General features: G+C 67.5%; 22 protein-coding genes. 12 read left to right on the top strand and 10 right to left on the bottom strand.

The annotated features are described in order from the left end of the window. Window positions 1-56: 56 nt before the first annotated feature. The 4 genes from CA234_RS22550 to CA234_RS22535 all read right to left on the bottom strand — a co-directional run bounded on the left by CA234_RS22550 (window position 57) and on the right by CA234_RS22535 (window position 5,506). Window positions 57-824, bottom strand: a complete 768-nt coding sequence (locus CA234_RS22550; protein WP_125976894.1) for a methyltransferase domain-containing protein — start codon at window positions 822-824, stop codon at window positions 57-59. A gap of 2 nt (window positions 825-826) precedes the next feature. Next, window positions 827-1,954 (bottom strand): peptide chain release factor 2, encoded by a 1,128-nt coding sequence (gene prfB, locus CA234_RS22545; RefSeq protein ID WP_125976895.1) that lies wholly within the window; start codon window positions 1,952-1,954, stop codon window positions 827-829. Between the two features lie 81 nt (window positions 1,955-2,035). Then, window positions 2,036-4,534: a transglycosylase domain-containing protein gene (locus CA234_RS22540; RefSeq protein WP_125976896.1), complete on the bottom strand. Its 2,499-nt coding sequence runs from the start codon at window positions 4,532-4,534 to the stop codon at window positions 2,036-2,038. Between the two features lie 78 nt (window positions 4,535-4,612). After that, window positions 4,613-5,506 carry an N-acetylmuramoyl-L-alanine amidase gene (locus tag CA234_RS22535; protein ID WP_241213641.1) on the bottom strand — a complete coding sequence of 298 codons (894 nt, stop codon included), beginning with the start codon at window positions 5,504-5,506 and terminating at the stop codon, window positions 4,613-4,615. Between the two features lie 502 nt (window positions 5,507-6,008). Here CA234_RS22535 and CA234_RS22530 point away from each other — a divergent pair. The 6 genes from CA234_RS22530 (at window position 6,009) to CA234_RS22505 (ending at window position 14,452) form a co-directional block, all read left to right on the top strand. Then, window positions 6,009-8,663 carry a ribonuclease E/G gene (locus tag CA234_RS22530; protein ID WP_241213640.1) on the top strand — a complete coding sequence of 885 codons (2,655 nt, stop codon included), beginning with the start codon at window positions 6,009-6,011 and terminating at the stop codon, window positions 8,661-8,663. 106 nt (window positions 8,664-8,769) lie between these two features. After that, the gene (locus tag CA234_RS22525; protein ID WP_125976897.1) at window positions 8,770-10,149 is read left to right on the top strand and encodes a M48 family metalloprotease; all 1,380 of its coding nucleotides are present in this window, start codon (window positions 8,770-8,772) and stop codon (window positions 10,147-10,149) included. Next, window positions 10,149-10,913 (top strand): DsbA family protein, encoded by a 765-nt coding sequence (locus tag CA234_RS22520; protein ID WP_126002793.1) that lies wholly within the window; start codon window positions 10,149-10,151, stop codon window positions 10,911-10,913. Before CA234_RS22525 ends, CA234_RS22520 begins: the two co-directional genes overlap by 1 nt. Before the next feature lie 245 nt (window positions 10,914-11,158). Continuing rightward, a complete protein-coding gene (locus CA234_RS22515; protein ID WP_125976899.1) occupies window positions 11,159-12,085 on the top strand; it encodes an ABC transporter ATP-binding protein in 927 nt (308 codons plus the stop codon). Further along, window positions 12,082-12,852 (top strand): ABC transporter permease, encoded by a 771-nt coding sequence (locus tag CA234_RS22510; RefSeq protein WP_125976900.1) that lies wholly within the window; start codon window positions 12,082-12,084, stop codon window positions 12,850-12,852. The genes CA234_RS22515 and CA234_RS22510 overlap by 4 nt, the downstream gene beginning before the upstream one ends. A gap of 235 nt (window positions 12,853-13,087) precedes the next feature. Further along, window positions 13,088-14,452: a methyl-accepting chemotaxis protein gene (locus CA234_RS22505; RefSeq protein ID WP_126002792.1), complete on the top strand. Its 1,365-nt coding sequence runs from the start codon at window positions 13,088-13,090 to the stop codon at window positions 14,450-14,452. A gap of 58 nt (window positions 14,453-14,510) precedes the next feature. Here CA234_RS22505 and CA234_RS22500 read toward each other — a convergent pair whose 3' ends face one another. Both CA234_RS22500 and glpX read right to left on the bottom strand, forming a co-directional pair. Continuing rightward, window positions 14,511-16,358, bottom strand: coding sequence for a CocE/NonD family hydrolase (locus tag CA234_RS22500; protein WP_126002791.1), 1,848 nt, complete (start codon window positions 16,356-16,358; stop codon window positions 14,511-14,513). 83 nt (window positions 16,359-16,441) lie between these two features. Next, window positions 16,442-17,410 (bottom strand): class II fructose-bisphosphatase, encoded by a 969-nt coding sequence (gene glpX / locus CA234_RS22495; protein ID WP_126002790.1) that lies wholly within the window; start codon window positions 17,408-17,410, stop codon window positions 16,442-16,444. A gap of 157 nt (window positions 17,411-17,567) precedes the next feature. Between glpX and CA234_RS22490 the strand changes: the two genes are divergently transcribed. Beyond that, window positions 17,568-17,924, top strand: a complete 357-nt coding sequence (locus tag CA234_RS22490) for a hypothetical protein (RefSeq protein ID WP_125976904.1) — start codon at window positions 17,568-17,570, stop codon at window positions 17,922-17,924. Between the two features lie 79 nt (window positions 17,925-18,003). After that, the gene (locus CA234_RS22485) at window positions 18,004-18,333 is read left to right on the top strand and encodes a hypothetical protein (protein WP_125976905.1); all 330 of its coding nucleotides are present in this window, start codon (window positions 18,004-18,006) and stop codon (window positions 18,331-18,333) included. 19 nt (window positions 18,334-18,352) lie between these two features. On the opposite strand, the gene CA234_RS22480 is transcribed toward CA234_RS22485, so the two are convergent. The 3 genes from CA234_RS22480 to CA234_RS22470 form a co-directional block, all read right to left on the bottom strand. After that, window positions 18,353-19,645, bottom strand: a complete 1,293-nt coding sequence (locus tag CA234_RS22480) for a homoserine dehydrogenase (protein WP_126002789.1) — start codon at window positions 19,643-19,645, stop codon at window positions 18,353-18,355. 134 nt (window positions 19,646-19,779) lie between these two features. After that, window positions 19,780-20,730, bottom strand: a complete 951-nt coding sequence (locus CA234_RS22475) for a 2-oxoglutarate and iron-dependent oxygenase domain-containing protein (RefSeq protein ID WP_126002788.1) — start codon at window positions 20,728-20,730, stop codon at window positions 19,780-19,782. A gap of 99 nt (window positions 20,731-20,829) precedes the next feature. Next, window positions 20,830-21,315, bottom strand: a complete 486-nt coding sequence (locus CA234_RS22470; RefSeq protein ID WP_126002787.1) for a hypothetical protein — start codon at window positions 21,313-21,315, stop codon at window positions 20,830-20,832. A gap of 104 nt (window positions 21,316-21,419) precedes the next feature. On the opposite strand from CA234_RS22470, the gene CA234_RS22465 reads away from it, so the two are divergent. The 3 genes from CA234_RS22465 (at window position 21,420) to CA234_RS22455 (ending at window position 23,785) form a co-directional block, all read left to right on the top strand. Next, the gene (locus CA234_RS22465) at window positions 21,420-22,655 is read left to right on the top strand and encodes a multidrug effflux MFS transporter (protein ID WP_125976909.1); all 1,236 of its coding nucleotides are present in this window, start codon (window positions 21,420-21,422) and stop codon (window positions 22,653-22,655) included. Window positions 22,656-22,734: 79 nt separating this feature from the next. Continuing rightward, complete coding sequence (locus tag CA234_RS22460; RefSeq protein WP_125976910.1) at window positions 22,735-23,076, top strand: DNA primase; 342 nt, start codon at window positions 22,735-22,737, stop codon at window positions 23,074-23,076. 76 nt (window positions 23,077-23,152) lie between these two features. Next, window positions 23,153-23,785: a hypothetical protein gene (locus CA234_RS22455; protein ID WP_126002786.1), complete on the top strand. Its 633-nt coding sequence runs from the start codon at window positions 23,153-23,155 to the stop codon at window positions 23,783-23,785. On the opposite strand, the gene CA234_RS22450 is transcribed toward CA234_RS22455, so the two are convergent. Beyond that, entirely contained in the window at window positions 23,786-23,992 is a 207-nt protein-coding gene (locus CA234_RS22450; RefSeq protein ID WP_125976911.1) for a hypothetical protein, read from the bottom strand. Between the two features lie 69 nt (window positions 23,993-24,061). Between CA234_RS22450 and CA234_RS22445 the strand changes: the two genes are divergently transcribed. Continuing rightward, on the top strand, window positions 24,062-24,463 hold the full coding sequence (locus CA234_RS22445; RefSeq protein ID WP_126002785.1) for an acyl-CoA thioesterase: 402 nt from the start codon (window positions 24,062-24,064) through the stop codon (window positions 24,461-24,463). The last annotated feature ends 173 nt before the right edge of the window (window positions 24,464-24,636 follow it).

Below are 24,636 nucleotides of genomic sequence, written 5' to 3'. Positions count from 1 at the left end.
GTAAAAGAGACAGCAGCCCAAACCGTCTCCCAAGGAGGAGGGGCTAGAAGAGAAGGTTACTCGTGCGCCCCGTTGGGCTTGGGCGTCACCGCCTTGGCATGCGCGCCGGACTTGCAGGCGCGGATCGTCTCGGGCTCGGGCCGCGCGCCGCGCGCCTCGAACACCGCCATGTACCCGCCCGCCGACGCCATCGGCAGCATCGACACCTGCACATAGCCCACCGCCGCGAACTCGCACTTGAGCAACGCCGGCGGCGTGCCGTGATTCTCGGTGGCGCGATCGGCATCCACCACCACCACCTGCCCGCCCGGCGCCAGCGAGGGGCGCAGCCGCCACAGGAACTCGTAGGGCGATTCGATCTCGTGGTACATGTGGACCATCAGCACGCGATCGAAGCTGTTCTCGGGCAGCCGCGGATCGGCGGGCAGGCCGAGCCGCACGCTGACATTGTCGAGCTTCTCGCGCACCACGCGCGTCGCCAGCGCGCTGATATAATCGGGGACGATGTCCTCGGCGACCACCCGCCCCTTCGGCCCGACGCGCTGGCCGAGGCGGATCGTGTAATAGCCCTCGCCCGCGCCGATATCGGCGACGGTCATGCCGGGCTTGATGCCGGCCAGGTCCATCACCTTGCTCGCCTCGTTCAGCCGGTCGCGCTCTTCCTCGCTCGACCAGCGCGAGGAGACGATCGTCGCCACCGGCCGGTCCGCCGCCGGGAAGCCCGAATTGGCCGGATCATGGCGCTCGTTGCGCACCGCCCGCGGACTGCCGTCGCACGCCGCCAGCAGCAGCGTCACGCCGAGCAGCAGGGGCCGCGCGCGCAAGCTCAATCGACATCCTCCACCGCGACGGCCTCGCCCGTCACGCGCTGTGCTAGCGCGGCGGCCATGAAGCTGTCGAGATCGCCGTCGAGCACGTCGCTCGGCGCGGTGGAGGTGACGCCGGTGCGCAGATCCTTCACCAGCTGGTAGGGCTGGAGGACGTAAGAGCGGATCTGGTGGCCCCAGCCGATATCGGTCTTGGTGGCGTTCTGCGCGTCGGCCACCGCCTCGCGCTCGGCCAGTTCGCGCTCGTAGAGACGGGCGCGGAGCTGGTTGAACGCCTCGGCGCGGTTCTTGTGCTGCGAACGCTGGTTCTGGCACTGCACCACGATACCGGTCGGCAAGTGGGTGATGCGCACCGCCGAATCGGTGGTGTTGATGTGCTGGCCGCCCGCGCCCGAGGCGCGATAGGTGTCGATGCGCAGCTCGCTCTCGTTGATCTCGATCTCGATATTGTCGTCGATCACCGGATAGACCCAGACGGATGCGAAGCTGGTCTGGCGGCGCGCGTTCGAATCGAACGGGCTGATGCGGACCAGGCGGTGGACGCCGCTCTCGGTCTTGGCATAGCCGTATGCGTTCTCGCCCTTGAACAGCAGCGTCGCGGACTTGATGCCCGCCTGTTCGCCGGCGTGATAGTCGACCAGCTCGACCTTGTAGCCGTGGCGCTCGGCCCAGCGCGTGTACATGCGCTGGAGCATTTCGGCCCAGTCGTTCGATTCGGTGCCGCCCGCGCCGGCGTTGATCTCGACATAGGTGTCGTTGGCGTCAGCCTCGCCCGAGAGCAGCGCCTTGACCTTGTCGGCATCGGAACGCTCGGCGAGTGCACGCAGGCTCTCGGTGCCGTCGGCGGCCATTTCCTCGTCGCCCTCGGCCTCGGCCATCTCGATCAGCTCGACCGTGTCGCTCAGCTCGCTCTCGATCGCGCGCGTCGCGGAGATCGATTCGTCGAGGCGGCGACGCTCGCGCATCACGTCCTGCGCCTTCTTGGCGTCGTTCCACAGCGTCGGATCCTCGACGCGCGCGTTCAGCTCGTCGAGGCGGCGCAGCGCGCGGTCCCAGTCGAGCGAGCGGCGCAGCAGCGCGAGGGCCGCGTTGATCTTGTCGACATATGCCTGCGCTTCAGCGCGCATGTTCCAAACCTTCCGAAGTATCCGCCGGCCGCATCCCGGACGATGCGGCGATCTCAAGCCATATAGGGTGTGGCGGCCTCGCTAGTAGATTCCGCCCTGTTGTTGCAAGAAGTCGCTATCGCCCTGGCGATCGGCCTTGCGCTGCACCGGCGCCGCCGCGGCGGGTGCCGCTTCGGTATTGGCGGTGCGGCGGGTGCGGCGCGGATCGCTGTCCGGGCGGAAGGCCTCCCAGATGATCGAGGAGAGCGGATCGTCTGTCGGCCAGCCATATTGCACCGGGCGCCCGCTGCCGCGATCGATGCGCACCATGCGGATCCCCGGCGGCGCGACGAAGGGCAGCGGATCCAGCCCTGCATAGGCAGGCACCGCGAATTCCTTGAAGATCGGCGCGGCGATCGAGCCGCCCTGCGCATAGCCGCCGAGGTTCGAGGGCGTGTCATAGCCGAGATACAGGCCGCCGATCATCTGCGGGGTGCCGCCGACGAACCACACGTCGGTCGGGCCGGTGGTGGTGCCGGTCTTGCCCATCATCGGGCGGCCCAGATCGCGCAGCACGGTCGCGGTACCGCGCTGGACGACGCCCTCGGTGATATGGACCATCTGGTAGGCGACCATCGGGTCGATCACCTGCCGCGCACGGACGATCGGGCGCGGCATCGCCTTGCCGTCCCAGTCGCGCGCATTGCAGCCCGAGCAGGCGCGCCAGCCGGCCGGGAAGATCACCTTGCCGCGACGGTCCTGGACGAAGTCGATCAGGGTGGGATTGAGCGCGCGGCCCTGGTTCACCAGGATCGAATAGGCGTTGACCATGCGCAGCACCGTCGTCTCGCCCGCGCCCAGCGCATAGGAGAGATAGGGCGGCAGCCGGTTCTTGGAGACGCCCAGCCGCTGGATCGTGTCGACCACCTTGTCCATGCCGGTGGCGTTGGCGATCTGCACGGTCATCAGGTTGCGCGACTGTTCGATGCCCCAGCGCAGCGTGTGCGGACCGGCGCCGCGGGCATTGCCGAAGTTGCGGAAGCACTTGTTGCCCAGCCCCGCCCCTTGCCACACGCAGAAGGGGCCATCGACGACGATCGAAGCCGGGGTCATCCCGTTCTCGAGCGCGGCGGCATAGACGATCGGCTTGATCGTCGATCCCGGCTGGCGGGTCGCCTGGGTGGCGCGGTTGAACGCCTGGAGGCGCGAATCGAAGCCGCCCTGCATCGCGAGCACGCGGCCGGTCGAGGGATCCTCGACAACCATGCCGCCCGATACCTTGGGCACGCTGCGCAGGCCCCAATTGCCGCCCTCGGGCGCCACGGCGAGAATGTCGCCGACCTTGATCGCGTCGAAGGCATGGCCGCCCTTGCCGCGGATCGGCATCTGTGCGGCGCTCTCGGGCAGCGTGCCGCTGTTGCCATCGTCGAAGCCGAGTTGGACGCTGCGCGAATCGCGGGAGATCACCACGGCGGCGCGCCAATTGTCGTAGTCGACGCCGATATTCTTGGAGACGAAGGCCGAATACCAGCCATCGCCTTCAAACTGCACCTTGCCGATCGGACCCGACCAGCCGCGGCCGCGGTCGTAGCGCAGCAGGCCGTCGCGCAGCGCGCGCTGGGCATAGGCCTGGAGCCGCGGATCGAGCGAGCTGCGCACCCACAGGCCGCCGTCATAGACACTGTACGGCCCGTCCTCGCGCTTCTCGCCGAATTGGCGGGCGAGCTGGCGGCGGACCTCCTCGACGAAATAGCCCCCCACCCGCTCGAAGCGCGGCGTCTGGCGCGGCACCGTGCCGAGCGGCGAGGCCACCGCCTCGTCATGCTGCGCCTGGTTGATGAAGCCGTTGCGCAGCATTTCGCCGAGCACCCAGTTGCGGCGATCGAGCGCGCGCTGGGTGTTGCGATCGGGGTCGTAATTGGCAGGGCCCTTGGGCAGGATCGCCAGATAGGCCATCTGCGCCAGGCTCAACTTGTCGAGCGGCTTGCCGAAATAGGCCTCGCTCGCCGCCGCCACCCCGCCCGAATTGCGCCCGAGTTCGATGGCGTTGAGGTACAATTCCATGATCTGCGGCTTCGACAGCGTATCCTCGATCCGCCAGGCGAGGATCGCTTCCTTCAGCTTGCGGGTATAGCTCGCCTCGTTGCCCACCGCGAGGTTCTTGGCGACCTGCTGGGTGATGGTGGAGGTGCCGCGCGGGGTCTTGCCGCGAAGGATCCCTTCGCCCACGGCGCGCACCAGACCGGGGAAATCGAGCCCGTGGTGCGAGAAGAAGGTACGATCCTCGGCCGCCATATAGGCGCGGACCAGCAGCGGCGGGAACTCGTTGTAGCTGAGCTGCACGCGGCGCATCTGGGCATAGGCATGGATCGGCGTGCCGTCGGCCGAGCGGACGTAGCTCGGCAGCTGCGGCTCGTAGCTGCGCAGCTTGTCGACCGAGGGCAGGTCGCGCGCGACGAGCAGCCAGACGGCGAACACCAGCAGTCCGGCGAGCAGCGCCAGGATCGCGAGCACGCGGAACCACCAGCGCCGCCGCAGCCGCGCCCAGCGTCCGGGCGTGCGTTCGATACGGATGGTTTGGGGAGTGTCGCCGTCGGCCATGCGGCGCGCGGTGTAGCACCTTTTCGGGCGGAAGAAAGGGAGCCGCGCCCGGCGCCTATCTCAATCCAGCTTCCCGCGTCAGCGCGTGGCGAGGAAGATTTCGGTCGCCCGCCGCACCGCTGCGGCGAGCCGTGCCCGCGCCTCCGCCGAGCCGAGCGCCTGCGCATCCTCGGCGTTGGAGACATAGCCGAGCTCGAACAGCACCGAGGGCATGTCGGGGGCCTTGAGCACCATCAGCGCCGCCATGCGCCGGGGCCGGGCATGCAGCCGCATCGCCGGCGCTACCTCGCGGGCGAGCAGGTCGGCATAGCGCGCGGACACCGCCATGGTGCGGCGCTGAGCGAGATCGATCAGCAGCGAGGCGACATCGGCACGCTCGCTCCCCAGATCGACGCCGGCGAGCAGGTCCGCGCGATTCTCGCGCGCCGCCATCCGCGCCGCTTCCTTGTCCGAGGCGACTTCGGACAAGGTGTAGAGCGTGCCACCCGCCGCCAGCGGATCGGCCGCGCTGTCGCAGTGGAGCGACAGGAACAGCGCCGCGCCCAGCCGGCGGCCGATATCGGCGCGCTGCTGCAGCGGCACGAACGAATCATCGTCCCGCGTCATCGCCACCCGCACCCGCCCCGAGGCGAGCAGCGCGTCACGGATCGCGCGGGCGGCCTCCAGCGTCAGCGCCTTTTCGGTGATGCCGTCGACACCCGGAGCGCCGGGATCGCGCCCGCCATGGCCGGGATCGAGCACCACCAGCGGCAGCCCGGCCGCACCCTGCACGCGCGGCAGCGGCGCCCCCTTGGCTGCCACCGGTTCGGGCATCGCGAGGCTGACGCTATAGGCCTCCACGCGCCAGGCGAAGCGCGGGCCCGCCTCGCCCTCGAGGGGCACGATCAGCGCGCCCTCTTCCACCCGCACGCGCTCGGCAAGGCAGATCCAGCCGGGCAGACCGGTCAGCCAGCCGGCGAGCAGGAACAGCATCCAGGACACGGCCTCGCTATGCCGCGCCCGCCCCCGACCGGTCCAGCCTCCAAATGGAGGCGAAGGACTTGGTTAACCGGATGCGAAGAACCATTTGCTACGGCGAGGGATCGAAATCCTCCCAAATGCTTTTTGGCGCTCGGGGGACCCAAATCTTCCAAAGCCGAGCCGGTTGCCGCAACGACACAGCGGTGCTAGGCAGGATATGCTTCCGGCACTGCGCCGGATCAGGCACGCGACGCTTCTTTTGTCGCGACAGTTCAGGTTGACGTTCGCATGAGGCAATTTCCCCACCGTCCGCATCGCCAGGCCTTCGCGGCCGGCAGCGTGGCGATGGTGGAGCAAGGGGACCGCTGGTCCGCTCGTGCCCGTGCAGCAACAGCAGTTTTTGAAACCCGCGCCACCCGGATCGGCCTCGCCGATCGTCTGGGGCGCTTCTTGTATCGCGCGCTCGCGCCCCATTCCCTCGAGGAACTGTGCCGGCGCGCCCGGAGAATCATCAATGACCATGCGTATGCTGATCGACGCACGCCACCGGGAGGAAACCCGCGTGGCCGTCGTCAAAGGGAATCGAATCGAGGAATTTGACTTCGAGTCCGCTGAGCGCAAGCAGCTCAAGGGCAATATCTATCTCGCGAAGGTGACCCGCGTCGAACCGTCGCTGCAGGCGGCCTTTGTCGATTACGGCGGCAACCGCCACGGCTTCCTCGCCTTCTCGGAAATCCATCCCGACTATTACCAGATTCCCAAGGAAGATCGCGAAGCCCTGCTGCGCGAAGAGGCCGAGCATGCCGCGCAGGAAGCCGCGCTGCGCGAGGCCGATGGGGATGACGACGACGATCGCCACGATCACGACGACCATGATCACGACGACCATGAAGACGGCGTCGAGATGGTCGAGCGTGCGCATGACGACGAGGAAGCCGCGGAAGGCGAAGACGCGCCGCAGGGCGGCCGCCGCCGTCGCGGTCGTGGCGGCAATGGCGACGAGGCGGAGGCGCTGCGCCAGCGCCGCATGAACCTGCGCCGCCGCTACAAGATCCAGGACGTGATCCGTAGGCGCCAGGTGCTGCTGGTCCAGGTCGTCAAGGAAGAGCGCGGCAACAAGGGTGCGGCGCTGACCACCTATCTCAGCCTCGCCGGCCGCTATTGCGTGCTGATGCCGAACACCGCGCATGGCGGCGGCATCTCGCGCAAGATCAACTCGGCGGCCGACCGCAAGCGCCTCAAGGGCATCATGGCGGACCTCAAGCTGCCCGCCTCGATGGGCTGCATCGTCCGCACCGCCGGTCTCCAGCGTACCAAGACCGAGATCAAGCGTGACTTCGACTATCTCGCCCGCCTATGGGACGAGATCCGCGAGAAGACGCTCACCTCGTCTGCGCCCGCGCTCGTCTATGGCGACAGCGACCTGATGAAGCGCGCGATCCGCGACATCTATAATCGCGACATCGACGAGGTGATCGTCGAGGGCGAGGAAGGCTATCGCCAGGCCAAGGACTTCATGAAGCTCCTGATGCCGAGCCATGCCCGCAAGGTCCGGCAATATGCCGATGCGGTGCCGCTGTTCCAGCGCGCCGGGGTCGAGGAGCAGCTGTCGGCGATGTACCACCCGGTGGTGCAGCTCAAGTCCGGCGGCTATCTCGTGATCAACCCGACCGAGGCGCTGGTCTCGATCGACATCAACTCAGGGAGGTCGACGCGCGAGCACAATATCGAGCAGACCGCGACCGCGACCAACCTCGAGGCCGCCCAGGAAATCGCCCGCCAGCTCCGCCTGCGCGACATGGCGGGCCTGGTCGTGATCGACTTCATCGACATGGATCATTCGTCCAACGTCCGTAAGGTCGAGAAGGCGATGAAGGAGGCGCTGAAGAACGATCGCGCCCGCATCCAGGTGGGCCGCATCTCGCCCTTCGGCCTGATGGAAATGAGCCGCCAGCGCCTGCGCACCGGCGTGCTCGAAGCCTCCACCCGCACCTGTCCGCATTGCGAAGGCACCGGCCTGGTCCGTACCGCCTCGTCGGCAGGCCTGTCGGCGCTGCGCATGATCGAGGACGAGGCCGCCCGCGGCCGCGGCTCGCAGATCCTGCTGCGCGCCAGCCAGGAAGCGGCCTTCTACGTGCTCAACAAGAAGCGCGGCGAACTGGCCGAGATCGAGGATCGCTACGGCGTACTGGTCGAGGTCGAGGCGGACGGCGAGCTGGAAGGCGCGCGCATGACGGTGGAGGCCTCGGGCCCGCCGCCGGCCTATGCGCCCAAGATCGAGCCGCTGCTCGAGGAGCCGGAAGAGGATTTCGTCGAGGAGATCGAGGAAGAGGAAGAAGAGCTCGACGTCGAGGCCGAAGCCGAAGCCGCCGAACCGCGCGAACGTGGCGAGCGCCCGGAGCGCGGCGAGCGTGACGGCGAAGGCCGTGGCAAGCGTCGCCGCCGCCGTCGTGGTCGTGGCCGCCGAGGTCGCGAGGAAGGCGAAGCCGGTCAGGACGAACAGGTCGAGACCGAAGGCGCCGAGGGGGACGTCGAGGCAGACGAGGCCGAGCCGGCCGAAGTCGAGGCGACTGCCGAGACCGAGGAAACCGCAGCCCAGCGCGAGGAAGGCGAGCGCAACCGCAAGCGCCGTCGTCGCGGCCGTCGCGGCGGCCGTCGCGGTGCCGGTGAAGAGGGTACCGAACAGGCAGCCGACGATGCTGGGGAGGCCGACGAGGCCGAAGCGCCTGTCGCCGCCCCCGAGCCCGTCGCCGAAGCAGCCCCTGCCCCGGCAGCGGTAGAGGCCGAGCCGGAAGCCCCGGCCAAGCCGAAGCGCACCCGTCGCAAGAAGGCGGACGTCGAAGCGGAGGCCGCTCCGGCCGCCGTCGAGGCACCCGCCGAAGAAGCGCCGGCCAAGCCGAAGCGCACCCGCCGCAAGAAGGCAGACGTTGAGGCGGAAGCCGCGCCGGCTGCTGTCGAGGTGCCCGCCGAGGAAGCGCCTGCCAAGCCCAAGCGCACCCGCCGCAAGAAGGCGGACGTCGCCACCGAAGCGGCCCCCGAGGCACCCGCCGTGGAGGCACCGGTCGCACAGGGCGTGACCCCGGCAGCCGAAGAACCGGCCGCCGAGGAAGCCACGGCCGAGGACGGCCAGCCGCGTCGCGGCTGGTGGCAGCGGACCTTCGGCGCCTGAGCAAGTTCCCCGGCGCGGCCCGCCCGGTCGCGCCGGGGGCTTTCAGTGTAGGTTAAGGGCGTTGTTGCCAGGGCAGCCCTTCGAACGAGTCCCCGGGAGTAGGATCATGGCGCGCATCCACCGATTGGCCACGCTGCTCGCGATGCTGTGCCTCGCGTCGTTTGCGTCGCGCCCCGCAATGGCGCAGTCGGTGCTCCGTGACGCCGAAACCGAAGCGCTGCTGGCCGACATGGCCAAGCCCTTGTTCGCCGCCGCCGGGCTCAACCCCGCCAACGGGAAGGTGGTGCTGATCGGCGATCCCTCGATCAACGCCTTCGTGGCAGGGGGGCAGATCGTCTATGTCAATTCCGGCCTGATCGATGCGGCCGACACCGCCAACCAGGTCCAGGGCGTCGTCGCCCACGAAATCGGCCATATCGTCGGGGGGCACGCGGTGTTCCAGCGCGACGGCGGCTATGGCAACATCTCGATCCTCAGCCTGCTGCTCGGCGCAGCAGCGATGGCGGCGGGTTCGGCCGAGGCCGGCACCGGCATCCTGATGGCCGGCCAGCGCGCCGCCATCGGCAAGTATCTCGCGTACAGCCGCGTGCAGGAATCCTCCGCCGACGCCGCCGGCGTGCGCTTCCTCAACACCGCGGGCATTTCGGGCAAGGGCATGCTCGGCTTCTTCGAGAAGCTGACCCAGGAAATGCACCGCTACGGCTATTACAGCACCGATCCCGAGGTCGATCCCTTCGCGCAGACCCACCCGATGTCGCAGGATCGCGTCCAGACGCTGAAGGCCGACCTCGAAGGCTCGCCCAACTGGACCAAGCCGCTCGACCCCGATCTCGAGCGCCGCTTCAAGCGCGTCCAGGCGAAGCTGCGTGGCTATACCAACGATCCCAAGAAGACGCTGCGGATCTACCCCTTAAGCGACCAGTCGATCCCGGCGCATTATGCGCGCGCCTATGCCTATCACCAATCCGGTTACCCCGAGCAGGCGGCGGCCGAGACGGCGGCGCTGGTCAAGCTGGCACCCAATGATCCCTATTTCCTCGAGCTGCAGGGGCAGATCCTGCTCGAATCGGGCCAGCCCCAGGCCTCGCTCGATCCGCTGCGCAAGGCGACGCAGCTCTCGAACAACTCCCCGCTGATCGCCAGCACCTTCGGCCACGCACTGGTCGCGACCGAGGACAAGGCAAACCTCAAGGAAGCCGAGCAGGTGCTGCGCGATTCGCTGACGCGCGACCGCGACAATCCCTTCGCCTGGATCAACCTCGGCACCGTCTATGATCGCGAGGGCGACGAGCCGCGCACCGCACTCGCCACCGCCGAGCGCGCCAACCTGATCGGCGACGCGCGCACCGCGATGGTCAGCGCGCGGCGGGCGATGGGCGGACTGCCGCAGGGCTCGCCCGAATGGATCCGCGCGCAGGACATCGCGATGGTCTCCGAACAGGCAATGAAGGACGACAAGCGCAACAAGGGACGCAACCTCCAGTAATGACTCGATCGAGGCTTTTTTTCGCCAGCGCGCTGCTGCTGGCCGCGGTCCTCGGTGGCCTGGTGGTGCTCGGGCTGCAGGCGCTGCTGCCGGGGATCGGCGGCAACAAGGCGCAGGTCGAGCGCATCGTCCATGGTTATCTGCTCGATAACCCGTCGATCCTGCGCGACATGATGGAGAAGCTTCAGCAGCAGGAGAGTGCCGAGGCGGCGAAGTCCCAGGAAACTGCGCAGGCATCCGTGCCCGCCGCGCTGCCCGCGCTGACCACGCCCTTTGCCAGCGCCTGGGCAGGGAATCCCAACGGCGACGTCACCGTCACCGTGTTCATGGACTATGCCTGCGGCTATTGCCGCGCGAGCCTGCCGGGCCTGGCCGAACTGATCGCCAAGGATCCGAATGTCCGCATCGTCTATCGCGAATATCCGGTGCTGGGCGAGGCGAGCGTGGTCGCCGCACGCTTTGCTCTGGCCGCCGCCCAGCAGGGCAAGTTCCGCGCCTTCCACGACGCGCTGTTCGCCAGCGGGGGCCCCAGCAACGCAACGATCAGCGACGCGCTCGCCAAGGCGGGGCTCGATCCGGCTGCAACGCAGAAGCTCGCCAACAGCGATGCGGTCGCCAAGGAAATCGACGCCAACCACCGGCTCGGCGCCAAGCTGGCGATGAACGGCACGCCCGCCTGGGTGGTGGGCAAGCAGATCCTGTACGGTGCGCGCGACTATCAGGCGCTGGTCGACGCCGTCGCGATCGCGCGGAAGACGAAATAGCCTCCGCAACCTAAAGCGGGAAGTGTTTCCTCCCCCGCCGGGGGGAGGTGGCGCCGAAGGCGACGGAGGGGGAGGATGCCAGAACATCTCGAGCCGTCGCGCTTCCTCCCCCTTCGTCGGGCTGCGCCTGACACCTCCCCCTGGCGGGCGAGGAAACGGCTTCGAATCAAACGTCTTCGAGCACCTTGCCCCAGGATGAACGCCACACTAGCTAACGGGCTCCTTCCGGCCGGGGCTCCATTTCCATGCAACCCATCCTGTCGCTACGCCAGGTCTCCAAGACCTACGCGTCGGGCCATACCGCGCTCGACCATGTCGATCTCGACATCCACCGCGGCGAGATCTTCGCCCTGCTCGGGCCCAACGGCGCGGGCAAGACCACGCTCATCTCGATCATCTGCGGCATCGTCACTCCCAGCACCGGCACCATTCTGGTCGACGGGAACGACGCGATCCGCCAGCCGCGCGCGGCACGCTCCAAGATCGGCCTGGTGCCGCAGGAGATCGCGGTCGACATGTTCTCGCGCGTCGGCTCCGCCGCCCGCTATTCGCGCGGACTGTTCGGCAAGGCGCCGGACCATGCTTATTGCGACCAGCTCCTCAAGGACCTGTCGCTGTGGGACAAGCGCGACGCCAAGATCATGGAGCTGTCCGGCGGCATGAAGCGACGGGTGATGATCGCCAAGGCGCTCAGCCACGAGCCGGACATCCTGTTCCTCGACGAGCCCACTGCGGGCGTCGACGTCGAACTGCGCCGCGACATGTGGAAGCTGATCGGCCGCCTGCGCGACCGCGGCACCACGATCATCCTGACCACGCATTACATCGAGGAGGCCGAGGAAATGGCCGACCGGGTGGGCGTGATCAACAGGGGCAAGCTGCTGCTGGTCGAGGAAAAGACCGCGCTGATGAAAAAGCTCGGCAAGCGCGAGCTGGACCTCAGCCTGGTCGAGCCGCTCGCCGCCATTCCCGCCGAACTCGGCGAATGGCAGCTGAGCCTCACCGACGACGGCCACCGGCTGCGCTACACCTTCGACGCGCAGGCCGAGCGCACCGGCATCCCGTCGCTGCTGCGCAAGCTGCACGACCTGAACATCGCCTTCAAGGATCTCGACACGTCCAAGTCGAGCCTGGAGGACATCTTCGTCGACCTGGTGGGGGCACAGGCATGAACGGCATCAACTTTCCCGGCATCTGGGCGATCTACAAGTTCGAGATGGCGCGCACGCTGCGCACGCTGTGGCAGTCGATCGCGACCCCGGTGATTACCACCTCGCTCTATTTTATCGTGTTCGGCGGCGCGATCGGCAGCCGGATCGATGCGATCCACGGCGTGAACTATGGCAGCTTCCTGGTGCCGGGCCTGATCATGCTGTCGTTGCTGATGCAGAGCATCGCCAACGCCTCGATCGGCATCTACTTCCCCAAATTCACCGGCACGGTGTTTGAGCTGCTCTCCGCACCGATTTCGGCGATCGAGCTGGTGGTGGGGTTCGTCGGCGCCGCGGCCACCAAGTCGGTGGTGATCGGGCTGATCATCCTCGCCACCTCGGCGCTGTTCGTGCCGCTGCGGGTGGACCATCCGGCGGCGATGCTGGCGTTCCTGGTGCTGACGGCGGTGACGTTCAGCATGTTCGGCTTCATCATCGGCATCTGGGCGAAGAGCTTCGAGCAGCTCAACATCGTGCCCTCGCTGCTGGTGACGCCGCTGACCTTCCTGGGCGGTGCCTTCTACTCGATCGACATGCTGCCCGAGCCCTGGCACACGGTGAGCCTGTTCAACCCGGTCGTGTATCTGGTGAGCGGCTTCCGCTGGAGCTTCTTCGGGCACGGGGATGTCGACATCACTTGGAGCCTGGGGTTCACCGGCATCTTCCTGCTGCTGTGCCTGGGGCTGATCGTGTGGATCTTCCGCACGGGCTATAGGCTGAAGAACTGAAAGTCCTGTTTCCAAGGCGCGCCGCCGACATCAGCCGGCGGCGCTGCCATCTACGTAGCAGCACAACAGACCTTCGCAGCATTATCGTAACCATAATTAGAAAGGTTCATCGACCCGGCCCGTCTTAAGCAAGTATTACATGCTTTTTACGGATGTTCCTGAGCTGACCCGACCACCTGACCAAGCTATTCCTCGGCATCGAATCGCATCAGAAACAACGTGTGAGGATCGCCCGATGCATTGGTTTGAGTCCAACGCGCCCATCCGCCAGAAGACGCTGATCGCGTTTGGGTCTTTGGCATTCATCGGGCTCTTAACTGCGATCGTCGCCGCCGTGCTACCTGCGCTTTGGGGTATCGGCGTTGCCTTCGCCGGATCGGGCAGCGCGATGCTGCTGGGCCTGCGCTACCGCCGGGCCATCTGCGATCCCTACGTCACGACCGTGGTGCGGATGGAAGCGCTGGCGGCGGGCGACCTGCAAAGCGAGATCCGCTTCACCGACTATACGGACTGCGTAGGTCGCATGACCAAGGCGATGTTCACCTTCCGCGACGCGGCGATCGTCCAGCAGAAGATGGCCGAAACGCAGGCCGAGGTCGTCCGCGTGGTGGGCGAACATCTCGCAGCGCTCGCCCAAGGGGACCTGACACGCCCGATCGAGGAACGGTTCCCAACCGATTATGAAACGTTGCGCGAAAATTATAACGGTACGCTGGATGCGCTGGGGGCGCTGATCGGCGCAGTCTCGCGAAGCACCGAATCAATCCGCACGGGCTCGGTCCAGATCGCCTCCGCGTCCGAAGAGCTGGCACAGCGAACCCAGAGCACCGCCGCCAATCTGGAGCAGACCTCCGCGGCCGCGACCCAGATGGACCAGCGGCTGCGGGTGAGCGCGGCCGCTGCGGTGGACACCGCCCAGAGCGCGAGCAAGGCGATCACCACCGTGTCGACCGGCCGAACCATGGCCGAAGAGGCGGTCAACGCGATGACGCGGGTCAGCGAAGACGCCAAGGGCATCGACAGCGTGATCGAAGGGCTCGACAAGATCGCCTTCCAGACGCGGGTGCTGGCGATGAACGCAGCGGTCGAGGCGGGCCGCGCAGGCGAGGCCGGTCGCGGCTTCGCCGTGGTCGCCGACCTGGTTTCGGCGCTGGCGATGCGTGCCGAGGAAGAGGCGAAGCGCGCCAAGGAGCAACTCACCGTCACCCAGACCGGCATCCTGTCCGCCGTGGACGTCGTCCGCCGCGTAGACGGCGCGCTGATCGACATTTCGGGCAATGTGCAGACCGTCCACGAACTGGTCGAGCGCATGGCCGCCGACAATCAGGCGCAATCCTCGGCGATCACCGAAATCACCGGCGCGATCGCGTCGATGGACCATGGCACCCAGCAGAATGCCGCCATGGTGGAAGAAGCCTCGGCAGCCGCGCGCAACCTCAGCGCGGAAGTCTCGATCCTCGCCGAAAACGCGGCGAAGTTCACCGTGGCAGGCGGGTCCTCGCCGCACCACCCGGCCCTGCGGACGCCCCGTCGCAGCCCCCCGGCCCTGCAGTCGCGCCCCGCCCGGCAGGCACCCGCAGAGGCCTGGGCGTCCTTCTGACGTGCCGCAGCGGGACCGGCCCGGGCACCTCGCCCGGGTGGTCCCGCACAGCGGTTCGTCAGCGCACCACCGGCAGCGTCACCGCCGAGCCGCTGCACACCCGCTGCGTCGCCTTGCGATAGTCCCCTGGCTTGGCCTTGTAGATGTTCGGCACGAAGGTCTGCGGGTTGCGGTCGATCACCGGGAACCAGCTCGATTGGACCTGGACCATGATCCGGTGGCCCTTCTTGAACACATGGTCGTGGTCGCGGAGGGGAAAGTCCCAGGCGGTCACCTGGTCGGGCACCAGCGGCGTCGCCTGCTCGAAGCTCTTGAGGTAGCGGCCGCGGCGGATCTCCATCGCGATCGGCAACTCATAGCCGTTGAGGCCCTTGGCATAGGCGCCGAGCGCGGTCGGGGCCTTCTCATAGTTCTCCGGAAACACGTCGATCAGCTTGACGACGAAGTCGCTGTCGGTGCCGCTGGTCGAGGCCATCAGCTTGGCGGTGACCTCGCCGGTCACGATCAGGTCGCTCTCCAGCGGCGCGGAGACATAGCTGAGCACATCGGGCCGGTCGTCGACGAAGCGCTGGTCTTCGGCTTCCCACCAGCGCCAGTCGGGGGTGGCATAGGTGGCCGACATCGGCCGCGGGCGGAACGGCACCGGCCGCGCCGGATCGCTCACATAGTCGCGGCACGCCTCACCCGCCGCCGGGGCGGTGAAGCTGAGCGAGCCGTCGCCATGCAGGTACAGGCTGGTCGCCTGCGCGTTGGCGAGCGGGTAGGTCTGATAGGTCTTCCACTGCCACGAGCCCGACTGGAAGCTCTTGAGCGCGAAGTCGGGCTTGGTGCCGGTGCCGTGCAGCCAATAGGCGAAGAACGGCGCCTCGATCTGCTCCACGAATTGCGTGCCGCTGTCGACGCCGAACGGGATGCGCCCCAGGCTGTTCGCCGGCGACTGCCAGCTGCCGTGCGCCCAGGGCCCGGCAACCATCAGCGCCAGCTTGTTCGGATCGTTGGCGCGCTGCTTTTTCCAGATCTTCCAGCTGCCCCAAGGATCCTCCTGGTCCCAATAGCCGGCGACGTTGAGCGTCGGCACGGTGGTCTTGCCGAGCGCGTTCGACCAGACCTGCTTCTTCCAGTGCTCGTCATAGTCGGGGTGCTCGATCATCTCGCGATAGCGCGGCACCCGCCCCTTGAAATACTTCCTCTCGATCGCGTCGGGCGAGCCGGCGTGGAGGAACCAGTCATAGGTATCGTAGCGGTCGTACAGGTCGATTCCGTCGTTGGTCTTGTCGGCTTGGAGGCTGTTCACCCAGTCGCTGGCATAGGTAAGCCGCATCGCGCCCCAGCGGTGGAGATCGTCGTTCTTCCAATAATCGATCCACGCGGCCTGCGGGCTGGTCGCCTTGAGCGCCGGATGCGGCTTGGCGAGGGCAATGGCAGCAGTGAAGCCGGGGTAGGAAACGCCCCACATGCCGACCTTGCCGTTGTTCGGCCTCACGTTCTTCACCAGCCAGTCGATCGAATCATAGGCGTCGGTCGCCTCGTCGACCGCGCCCTTGCCGGTCTTCACTTCGGTGGAGAGCGTGAACGGCCCGCCTTCGGACGTGAAGCGGCCGCGCATGTCCTGGAACACGAAGATATAGCCGTCGCGCACCAGCGGCGCCCAGCTGTTCGGCACCCGGCCCGGCGCGGCATCGGGCGAGCCATAGGGGCCGCGCTGGAACAGGATCGGCAGCGGGCCGGTGGCGCCCTTGGGCCGCAGGATGACGGTGTGGAGCTTCACCCCGTCGCGCATCGGGATCATCGCCTCTTCGAAGGTGAAGGGCGCCTCGGTTGCGGTGGGGGTAAGCTGCGGCGGCGCGGCGGCCGCGAGTGGGGCAGCCAGCGCCGCGAGTGCTAACGTAACCAGCCAGTGCCGCATGTTCGTCGATCCCCCAGAAAGCGAGGGCGACGTGGTGCGACAAGACGCCGCCGGGATCAAGCCGGCGGCGCCCGTGTCACCTGTTAGTCGATGCGGTGTTCGCCCTTCACCCAGCGCACCGTGCCGGAGCTGGCGCGCATCACCACGCTCTCGGTGGTCATCTTGCCCTTCACCCGCTTCACGCCGGCGAGCAGCGAGCCGTCGGTCACGCCGGTCGCCGCGAAGATGCAATCGCCCTTGGCGAGTTCCTCGAGCGCATAGACCTTGTCGAGATCCTCAATGCCCCATTTCGCCGCACGCGCACGCTCATCGTCGTTGCGGAAGACGAGACGGCCCTGGAACTGACCACCGACGCAGCGCAGCGCGGCGCAGGCGAGCACCCCTTCGGGCGCGCCGCCCTGGCCCATATAGACGTCGATCGTGGTCGTCGGATCGGTGGTGGCGATCACGCCCGCCACGTCGCCGTCCGGGATCAGCATGATGCCGCAGCCGATGCCGCGCAGCTCGGCGATCAGCTTTTCGTGGCGCGGACGGTCGAGCACGCAGGCGATGATCTCGCTGGGCTTCACGCCCTTGGCGGCGGCGATCGCCTCGACATTCTCGGTCGGCGTCTTGTTGAGGTCGATCACGCCCTGCGGATAGCCGGGGCCGACCGCGATCTTGTCCATGTACACGTCGGGCGCATTGAGCAGATTGCCCTCCTCCGCCACGGCGAGCACCGCCAGTGCGTTCGGGCCGGCCTTGGCGGTGATGGTGGTGCCTTCCAGCGGATCGAGCGCGATGTCGATCTTCGGGCCCTTGCCGATCGCCGAGCCGACCTTCTCGCCGATATAGAGCATCGGCGCCTCGTCGCGCTCGCCCTCGCCGATCACCACGGTGCCGTCCATGTAGAGCTGGTTCAGTGCCTCGCGCATCGCTTCCACCGCGGCGGCATCGGCGGCCTTCTCGTCGCCGCGGCCGACCAGGCTGGAGGCGGAAATCGCCGCCGCTTCGGTGACGCGCACCATTTCGAGCACGAGGACACGGTCGAGAACATGGCTTGCGTTCGGCATCGGCTGGGGATTCCCTTTACGATTTGTGCACCGCGATACGGGGCCGGTTCCGCCCTGTCGAGCGGTGCTAGCGTTGTCAGGCCACTTGCCAAAGACCTTTAGTGATTTACGAAGAGTTTTAGGCTATGATTGCGTGGAATCGCGGGGGATTGACACGATGTTGCTGTCGCTGCTGCTGCTCGTTGCCCAACAAAACGCCGTGTCGACGCTAGTCGCTGACTATCGGGCGCGTACGCAGGCAGAAATTCCGTGCCGGACGCCCGCGGATCAGAGCGAGATCGTCGTCTGTTCGCGCCGGGAAGCTGACCGGTACCGGGTTTCCTTCGTCACCTCGAACCTGGGCAAGGATTCCGATGCGGCACGGCTCAATCGGCTGATCGGCGATCCCGTCCAGCAGGGTATCACGCCCTGCGGCGAGGGCGCCTTCGCGGTGAAATGCGGGAAGGTCGGCCTCTCCGCGACAATGGGCTTGGACGGCACCGTGAAGATGCAGCAGCGGGAGCTTGCGCCATGATCACACGGCTGCATTTGCAGGATTGCGCAACCAGCGGCGCCTCGGCGCGTTGCTTTGGCGGGACACAACAGGAGGGCTTATGTTGTTGATCGCACTGGCGCTCCAGAGCGCCACCATGGCGGGTGCCGTGCGCGCGGCTGAAGTCGCGCAGCCGCGGGTGATGCGCGCGACGCTCAAGCGCTCGGCGCGGCCGCATGCCGAACTCTCGCCGCTGATCAACGCCTGCGATATAGAGCGCGACTGCGGCACCCGCCAGGCGCGCAACCGCTTCCGCCTGACCAGCGCACAGGAGCCGCTGATCGACCGCAAGCTCGAGATGGTCCGCGCGGCGCAAGGGCCGAGCTGCAACCGCACCGGCATGCCGGTCTGCCCCGGCAGCGGCCGGCGGCTGCTCAAGCTGAGTTACTGAACCGCCGCCGAAACGCGGCTCATGCGTCGAGAATGTGCATCCACATCGGCTCGCCGGTGAGGCTCTGCGACCCCCGCAGCTTCTCCAATGCCTGGGCGATGCTCCATTCCGGCGCCTCGTGCGTGACGATCGCCACCAGCGCGCTGCCGTCCGGGCTGACGCCGCGCTGGATCAGGCTTTCGATCGAGACGCCGGCATCGCGCATCGCCGCCGCAATCTCCGCCAGCACGCCGACGCGGTCCGCCACGGTGAACCGCACATAGGAACGACCGCGCCGCTCGCCGCTGTCCGCGGCGGGCTGCGAGACAAGCGCGGCTGCCGGCATCGCGTAGGGCGGGCCGAATTCGCCGCGCGCGATATCGATCAGGTCCGCAACCACCGCGCTCGCGGTCGGGCCGTCGCCCGCACCGGCGCCCTGGAACAGCAGGCGACCGACGAAATTGCCCTCGGCCACCACCGCGTTGGTTGATCCGGTGACGTGCGCCAGCGGGTGGCCGAGCGGCACGAGATGCGCATGGACGCGCTGGAATAGGCCGTGCGGTCCGGCATCGGCGATGCCGAGCAGGCGGACGCGGTAGCCCAGCGTCGCCGCCTCGGCGATGTCGGCGGCGAGGATGTGGCGGATGCCGCTCGCCTTCAGGTCGTCGAACGCCGGCTGGGTGCCGAAGGCGATGCTGGCAAGGATCGACAGCTTGTGCGCCGCGTCGATGCCGTCGATGTCGAAGGTCGGGTCCGCCTCGGCATAGCCCAGCGCCTGCGCCTCGGCGAGAATTTCCGCGAAGTCGCGGCCCTCGGCCTCCATCTTCGAGAGGATGAAGTTGCAGGTGCCGTTGAGGATGCCATACACGCGGCTGATCTCGTTGGCCGCCGCGCCTTCGCGCAGGCCCTTGATCACCGGCACGCCGCCGGCCACCGCCGCCTCGAACTTGAGCGCGACCTGCGCGGTTTCCGCCGCATGGGCGAGTTCGAGCCCGTGATGCGCAATCATCGCCTTGTTGGCGGTGACGAAGCTCTTGTTCGCGCCCAGCGCCGCGCGCGCAAGCGCCAGCGCCGGGCCATCCGACCCGCCGACCAGCTCGACCACCACGTCCGCCTTGGCATGCCGGGCGAGTTCGACGGGATCGTCCACCCAGTCGAAGCGCGACAGGTCGATGCCGCGATCCTTGGTGCGATCGCGGGCGGAAACGGCGACCACCTCGACGGGGCGGCCGGCGCGGCGGCTAATCAGCGCGGCATTGGCGTCGAGCAGGCGAATCACGCCGCCGCCTACCGTACCGAGCCCCGCCAGTGCCACGCGCAACGCTTCCGCCATTCCTCGTTCCTCTAAAACTCTACAGCAAGACGGCGGCAGAGCACTTCGCCCGACCGCCGCCTTCCGTCCCTAGCGTCTCTCCTTCGTAGAAGGAAAGACAGATTTTGTCGTGACGGCGCGCCGCCACACTATGTTTATTTCTTGATCAAGCCGATCTCGACCAGTCGCTCGTGGAGATAATCATGCGCGGTGATCGGCTCCGGATAGCGGTTCGGATTCTCCGCGCTGATGCAGCCGGGCAGCGTCTTGATCAGAAAGTCTGGCGCGGGATGGAGGAAGAACGGCATCGAGTAGCGCGAATGGCCGCGCCGCTCCGCCGGCGGGTTGACGACGCGGTGCGTGGTCGAGGGCAGCACATGGTTGGTCAGGCGCTGCAGCATGTCGCCGACGTTGATCACCATCGCGCCCTCGGGCGGCTTCACCGCCAGCCACTTGCCGTCGCGGTCGAGCAGTTCGAGCCCGGCTTCCTCGGCGCCCAGCAGCAGCGTGATCAGGTTGATGTCCTCATGCGCGCCGGCGCGAACCTCGGGCGCATTGGCGGCGACCGGCGGATAGTGGAGCAGGCGCAGCACCGAATTGCCGTCCTTCACCGCGGTGTCGAACCAGTCGGGCGCGAGGCCGAGATAGCGCGCCACGGCCGAGAGCAGCTTGTCGCCCGCAGTGTCGAAGGCGGCGAACAGCTCGATGAAGGTTTCGCGGAAGCCCTCGGGTTGGGCCGGCCAGACATTCGGCGCCATCACGTCGCCAAAACGGTGCCCGGCAGCCAGTTCGCGCCCGATATGCCAGAACTCCTTGAGGTCGACATGGGTCGCGCCCTTGGCGATCTCGGTCTTGAACGGGGTATAGCCGCGCGCGCCGCCGCCGCCGGGGAGGAAATAGCCGCGCTTCTCCTCCTCGGGCAGCTCGAAGAACGCCTTGGTCAGCGCCCAGGCGCGCTCGATCAGCGCCTGCGACACGCCGTGATCGCGCACCACGGCGAAGCCGAAGCGCTGGAACGATCCGCCGAACGCCTGGGCAAAGCCCTCCGGATCGTTCGCCTGCGCCGCCAGCGACAGCACCGGAATTTCGGCCAGGGTATCCAACATCACAGTCTCCGAACGCAAAAACCGGCGGTTAGTCCCGCCACCACCGGCCCCACAAGCCTGGGAAGATTCCCAATGGCCGGCGCCCTGTCCCGATCGGGATCAGCGGCCGACCTGCATCAGCCCCTTGGTCTTGGCATCGCCGCTCGCGCTGAGCTGCAGCGCGAAGGGCTGGCCGTCATCGGTGGTACCGATCAGGTTATCGTCCTTCGTCGTCACCTTGAAGCCCTGCTTGGTCATGTTGTCGCGGAACCAGTCGCGCACCACCGTCGGCGCGGCCGGGCTCTCGAACTCGACGATCACCTGGCCGTCCTTGTCGCCGGTGCCGTCGTTGACCTTGAGGTTCTTCAGCGTCGACCCAGGATACAGCGTCACCCCGTCGATATCGAAATTCTTGGCGTCGAGCGGCATCTTGGGCAGCGTGATCGAGCCCTGGATGCCCGGCGCCTTGATCTGGATTCTGCCGTTCGAATCGGTGGAGATGACGCTGTTGCCGTCGCTGTCGTTGCCGTCGAAGTTGATGTTCGCGCTGCCATGGCACGCGGCGAGTGCGATCGGCAGCAACAGGGGTGCGAAACGGCGATTCATGCGGATACTCCTGCGGCGGTTGCACGTCGCAATGTTGTTGCGTGGGTACCTACGTCAACCGGAAAAAGGGTGACCTTAAGGAAGGCTTGGGCCATGAGCCGGGCATGAACGCCCCGCACCTGAGCACCGCCGCCGCCGGCCAGGCGCCACTGCGCTTCGCCGAGTTCGTCGCCCTTGCCGCCGCGCTGATGGCGCTGACCGCGATCGGCATCGATTCGATGCTCCCCGCGCTGCCGGCGATCGGCACCAGCCTGGGCGTGGAGTCGGCCAACCATCGCCAGTTCGTGATCACCGCCTTCCTGATCGGCTTCGGCACCGCGCAACTGCTCTACGGGCCACTTTCGGACCGGTTCGGCCGGCGCCCGGTGTTGATGATCGCGCTCGCCACCTATGTGCTGACCAGCGCGGTGGCGGCGATCGCGGGCAGCTTCACGCTGCTGCTGGTCGCACGCGTGGCTATGGGCACCGCGGCGGCGGGGTCGCGGGTCATCACCGTCGCGCTGGTCCGCGACTGCTATGCCGGGCGGGCGATGGCGCGGGTGATGAGCCTGGTGTTCATCATCTTCATGGCCGCGCCGATCTTCGCGCCCACCCTCGGCCAGATCGTCCTCGCCGCGGGCGGATCGTGGCGGACGATCTTCTGGGGCATCGGCGGGGTCGGCGGGCTGGTACTGCTGTGGTTCACGGCGCGGATGCCGGAGACGCTCGCGGCCGACGCCCGCCAGTCGCTGGTGCCCGCACGGGTGCTCGCCGACTATGGCGTGATGCTGCGCGACCGCGCGGCCGTGGGCTATACCATCGCCACCGCGCTGCTCTCCGGCGCGCTGTTCGGCTTCATCGGATCGGTGCAGCAGGTGATGGCCGACGTATTCCACCGACCCGAGCTGCTGACCACCATCTTCGCCGGGGTGGCGGGGACGATGGCGGTGGGGTCGTTCCTCAACGCCCGCATCGTGATGCGGCTCGGCATGCGGATGATCTCGCACACCGCCGTCAGCCTGCTCACGCTGATCGCCGGCCTGCATCTCGCCGTGGCGGTGCTGGGGCTGGAGACGCTGTGGAGCTTCGCCGCGCTGCAGGCGCTGATGATGGCGTGCTTCGGCCTCGCCACTTCCAACTTCTCGGCGATGGCGATGGAGAAGATGGGCGCGATCGCCGGGACCGCCTCCAGCCTGCAGGGCTTCGTCACCACCATCGTCGGCGCGCTGATCGGGGCGGCGATCGGCCAGGCCTTCGATGGCACCACCATCCCGCTGTACAGTGGTTTTCTGCTGATGGGTGCGCTCTCGCTCGTGGTAGTAGCGGTAACGGAACGCGGACGGATGTTCCGCCCGAGCTGAGTCGGAACGCAGCCGGGGCCAGCGCCGTTGCGCATTCGAACCCCGGCGATCCCCGCCGGGCCAGTGATGAGGTTTGGCGATGAGCGGCATTCAGGGTCCCGGCGATGACGGCTATGACGCGGAAGGCTATGACGAGAGCCAGCGCGCCGAAATTCTCGAAGTGACGGGCGACGGGCCGGACGACGGCGCGCTGCTGACCGACCTCAACCCCGACCTCGGCGGCAGCGAGGACGACGACGACGATCTCGACGAACTGTCGATGGCGGATGACGAGATCGGCGAGGAAGACGACGACGCCGACGAGGATGAGGACGACCTCGACGAGGACGACATCCAGGACGATTTCGACGACGAGGATCTGGACGAGGACGATCTCGACGAGGAACTCGACGATCCGGACGACGTCGCGCTGCGGCCCTGAGGCCGGCGGGGACAACCCCGCGGAACCGGCGCATCCGGTGGCTCGTTCGCACATCCCTGATGTGGAAGAGACCCGGATGCGCCTGACCCTTGCCCTGCTTGCCGCCTGCTCGCTCGCCGCCTGTTCCTCGGGCCTGCCGCCCGCGGCGGACAACACGACCAACGCCGCGAGCACCGCCGAGATCAACCAGACCGCGCCGGCGGCGACCGAACGCGCGGCGGGCAACGCGCAGCTCGAACCGCTCAACCCGCCTGCCCCCGGCCAGCCCGGCGGCCTGCCCGACGACCGCACCCCGGTGAGCGAGGCCAAGTTCACGCCGGACAGCGCGCAGGGCGCCGCCAATGTCGTGCAGACCTATTACGCGCTGATCGAAAGCGGCCGCTATGATCAGGCCTGGGCGCTGTGGAGCGACGACGGCAAGGCCTCGGGCGACGACGCCAGCACGTTCGCGGCACGCTTCGCGCCCTATTCGGAATATCACGCCAATATCGGCGCGCCGGGGCAGATCGAGGCGGGTGCCGGGCAGCGCTATGTCACCGTGCCGGTGCAGGTCTATGCGCGCATCAAGGCAACGGGCAAACCCTTCTACCAACTCGGCGAGGTGACGCTGCATCGCGCCGGCGACATCGACGGTGCCACGCCCGAGCAAAAGGCCTGGCACATCCGCGCGATCAAGTTCCGGGACGATCCGGGCAAGTCGGCGCAGTAATCAACCGCCGATGACGTTGCGAAGCAGCGCCAGATCGTCATTGTCGATCGGCTGCCCCGTCACGTCGGTGGCGTTCTCCGCCGGCACCGCATGGCTCGGCGCCTTGCCGACACCCGCGACGCTCACCGCGGTCCACAAAACGCCCGCCGCCCAGAGCAATGCCGCCCAGCGGCTGCGGAACAGGGCGGAGGGGCGGCGCGGCAGCATCGCGCGGACCCTGCTCCCCTTTCGGTGAACGCCGCGCTACGCTCCATGGTTACCGCCTGAGGATTCGTGATGCCCCGTTTCTCCCGCCAGATCACCGCGACGCCTGCCGACATCGATGTGCTGGGCCACGTCAACAATGCCGTCTGGGTGGCGTGGATCCAGGACATCGCGGTGGAGCATTGGGACAGCCTCGCCACCCCCGAGGACCAGGCCGCCTATGTCTGGGTGATCACCCGCCACGAGATCGACTATCGCGGCAACGTTCGCGTCGGCGAGACGGTGACCGGCGAGACCTGGGTGCCCGAGCCGCCGCGCGGCGCACGCTTCAACCGCCATGTCCGCTTCCTTGGGCAAGACGGCAAGGTGCGGGTGGAGGCGGTGACCACCTGGGCGCTGATCGACCGCGCTACCGGCCGGCTGCTCCGCGTACCCACCGAACTTGGCGAGCGCTTCGTCGAGGCGACACGCTGACCAAGCGAGTCGCCGATGCGACGAACCGTGGTTCGCGCCGTCGCCGAACTCGACTAGGGTGCACCCCCATGGCGTTCTCGCGTGTGTTCCCGTTGGCAGTGCTGGCCCTGCCCCTGCTGCTATCGGCCTGTATCTTCGGCAGCGGCAGCGGCGACAAACGCCCGGCCCCCACC

It is taken from the genome of Sphingomonas sp. ABOLE, from assembly GCF_003950455.1.
GTDB classification, from domain to species: Bacteria; Pseudomonadota; Alphaproteobacteria; order Sphingomonadales; family Sphingomonadaceae; genus Sphingomonas; species Sphingomonas trueperi.
Note: the sequence above shows the minus strand (reverse complement) of the source record. Positions and strands in the feature narration are given on the sequence as shown.